The organism is Metabacillus niabensis, assembly GCF_902829255.1.
Classification (GTDB): domain Bacteria; phylum Bacillota; class Bacilli; order Bacillales; family Bacillaceae; genus Metabacillus; species Metabacillus niabensis.
The window spans coordinates 1-1,558 of sequence record NZ_CADEPK010000217.1 but is presented as its reverse complement, the minus strand read 5'-3'; the positions used below and the strand labels follow the sequence as shown (position 1 = coordinate 1,558).

Annotated in this window: 2 protein-coding genes and 1 pseudogene; all 3 read left to right on the top strand. The window is 28.8% G+C overall.

Annotated features, from left to right (window positions below):
• A partial coding sequence (locus HU235_RS14245; RefSeq protein WP_174880611.1) for a beta-1,6-N-acetylglucosaminyltransferase occupies nucleotides 1-717 on the top strand: 717 nt, incomplete at its 5' end.
• Nucleotides 718-803: 86 nt separating this feature from the next.
• Complete coding sequence (locus tag HU235_RS14240) at nucleotides 804-1,412, top strand: sugar transferase (protein ID WP_095299842.1); 609 nt, start codon at nucleotides 804-806, stop codon at nucleotides 1,410-1,412.
• Nucleotides 1,396-1,558 (top strand): annotated as a pseudogene (locus HU235_RS25075) (ATP-grasp domain-containing protein); the annotation flags it as partial. The gene HU235_RS14240 and the pseudogene HU235_RS25075, both read left to right, overlap by 17 nt.

Below are 1,558 nucleotides of genomic sequence, written 5' to 3'. Positions count from 1 at the left end.
GTATATATTACTGAAAAATCGATTAATGTAAGCTGGGGAGATATTTCTCAGATTGATGCTACTTTACTATTAATAAACGAAGTTTTAAAAGCGAATAAAAATTATGATTTTGTTTGCTTACGTAGTGGGCAGGATTTATTAGTGAAAAATGGCTTAAAGGAGTACTTATTACAGCATCCCAGTAAAATTTTTATGACTTCGGAACATATAACTAAAAGAATTGATAAAGCTTTTCTAAATGTAAGATGGTTTAATTTATTAAGAAGGCAATATAGTAGTAAATATCACCCTTTTAGGCTATTAAGAAGGGGAATCATTTATTTATATAGTATTGGTTTGAATTTATCACCTAACTTTTATAAATTACCAAATGAATATGAATATTATCATGGTTCCCAATGGTTTTGCATGCCGTTAAATGTAGCTAAATATGTAGCTGAATTTGTTGAAAATAATAGTTGGTTCTATAAAGCATTTAAAAGAGCTTTATGCCCCGATGAATGGTTTTTTCAGACTATTATTATGAATTCACAATATAAAACAAATGTAATAAATAATAATTTAGTTTATATTGATTGGAATGGAAACCATCCTGAAATTTTACAAACAAAGGATAAAAAAAGTATTAACAAGTCAAACTATTTTTTTGCGAGGAAATTTGATGAAAAAGTCGATGATAAAATCATTAATTATTATAGCCAAAGAGTAAAAATGTAGAAAAGGTTATTAAACTGATAATATCTAATAATAGTTATTTAATGTATAAAGATACCTTTTCTAAATTATAAGGGAGGTTTCTATAAATGAAACGACTATTCGATATTGGTTGCGTAATTGTAATGCTGATTTTGTTATCGTTTTTTATAACTATCATAGCAATCCTTGTTCGAATAAATTTAGGATCACCGATCATATTTAAACAAATACGACCAGGTAAACATGGAAAGCCATTTTCACTCTATAAATTCCGTACAATGACGGATGGAAGAGATGAAAATGGTTTTTTATTACCTGATGAGCTAAGGTTAACCTCATTTGGAAAATTTTTAAGAAAATATAGTCTAGATGAATTCCCACAATTACTAAATGTATTAAAAGGGGATATTAGCTTAGTTGGTCCTCGTCCACTTCTTATGGACTATTTACCCTTATATACGGAGGAACAAGCAAAGCGACATTTAGTTAAACCAGGAATAACAGGGTGGGCACAAGTAAATGGTCGTAATAGTATCTCATGGGAAGAAAAATTCAAATTAGATGTTTGGTATGTAGAAAACCAAAGCTTCCTATTAGATATTAAAATCCTATTTTTAACAATAAAAAAGGTTATTAATTCTGAAGGTATAAAGCATGGCGATTATGCAACAATGCCAATATTTAGAGGGAGTAATGAATATGAACAAGGACAATGAATTCAATATTCTTTTCACAAGTTCTGGAAGGAGAGTTTCACTGATTAAACTATTTAAGGAGGTTTATCATACAAATAATATTTCTGGGAAGATAATAACGGCTGATTTAAAAAATAGCGCACCATCTGCATTTATTAGTGATAAAC

Excerpts from the sequence above, each read along its gene's own strand:
- HU235_RS14240 (WP_095299842.1), top strand. The coding sequence starts at position 804 with ATGAAACGACTATTCGATATTGGTTGCGTAATTGTAATGCTGATTTTG.